Source organism: Actinoplanes philippinensis, from assembly GCF_900113015.1.
Classification (GTDB): Bacteria; Actinomycetota; Actinomycetes; order Mycobacteriales; family Micromonosporaceae; genus Actinoplanes; species Actinoplanes philippinensis.
Window position 1 is genome coordinate 1 of the sequence record NZ_FONV01000059.1, and the last position, 1,022, is coordinate 1,022.

Here is a 1,022-nt window from a genome sequence, read left to right on the forward strand (position 1 = left end):
CTAGACGAGTAAGTCCTAACTCAGGTCAGTGGTCGTAGGCGATCAAGGACCTGGTCAAGGGCTGGCCGGTGGCGCGGTTGTGCCAGATCGCGGCGGTCATGGCCAGTAGGCGTTGGGCGACCCGGACACCGACGCCTTCGATGCTGCGGCCGCCGTGCAGTTCCAGGTCGAGCTGGCCTTTCAAGGTGTCGTTGACTGACTCGATCAGTTGGCGTACGGGTTTGAGCAGGTGCTCGCCGGGGCGTGGAGTCCGGTTGCGGTAGGAGGGCCGCAGCAGGCGGGCGCCGCGTTCGGCGAGCCAGCGGTCGAGTTCGGCGGACACGTATCCCTTATCGGCGATGATCAGCTGGCCGGGCCGGGCGGCGAGCAGCCCGGGATCTTCTTCCAGGGCAGCGGCCAGCACCTGACGTTCGTCGGCCTTCGCGTCCGCGAGGGACCAGGCGATCGGCAGGCCCGAGGGGGTGCAGATCAGATGAAGTCGCAGGCCCCAGAAGAAGCGTGAGTGTGACGAGCAGTAGCCGTAGACGGCCCAGCCGGCCAGGTCGGAGCGTTTCACGGTGGGCCGCGACCGGCCGCACTCGACCGGGGTCGAGTCGGTGACCCACACGTCGTCGAACCATAGATCGGTGTCGGCAGCGACCAGCCGGATCGCTTTCTTCAACAGCGGCAGCGCGGCCCGCAGCCGCTTGTTATAGCCGGACTGGCCGGGCAGATAAGGGAACGCGCCAGGCAGGTGCCGGGGAAGAAACCGCAGCCAGCGGGCCTCGGAGCGGATCCCGAGCAGGGCTTGGGCGACGGCCATGGTGATCAGTTCGGCGTCGGACAGCTTGGGTGGCCGGCCGGTCCGGCGGGGCTTGCCGAGCCAGTCGTCGATCTTCACGTAGAGTGCGGTGAGAAGGGTGTGGATGTCTGTCGTCACAAACAGATCATCGACACCCTTCACCTTTACGCCGGCCAACCACACAGATGTACGGGCCAACCGCCCGGTAGTCGCCCGTACACCGCCGCCGTCATCCCTAGCG

1 protein-coding gene is annotated in these 1,022 nt (G+C 66.8%); it reads right to left on the reverse strand.

Annotated elements, in window-relative coordinates:
• Positions 1-25: 25 nt before the first annotated feature.
• On the reverse strand, positions 26-919 hold the full coding sequence (locus BM290_RS46965; protein ID WP_093622514.1) for an IS982 family transposase: 894 nt from the start codon (positions 917-919) through the stop codon (positions 26-28).
• Between the last annotated feature and the right edge of the window lie 103 nt (positions 920-1,022).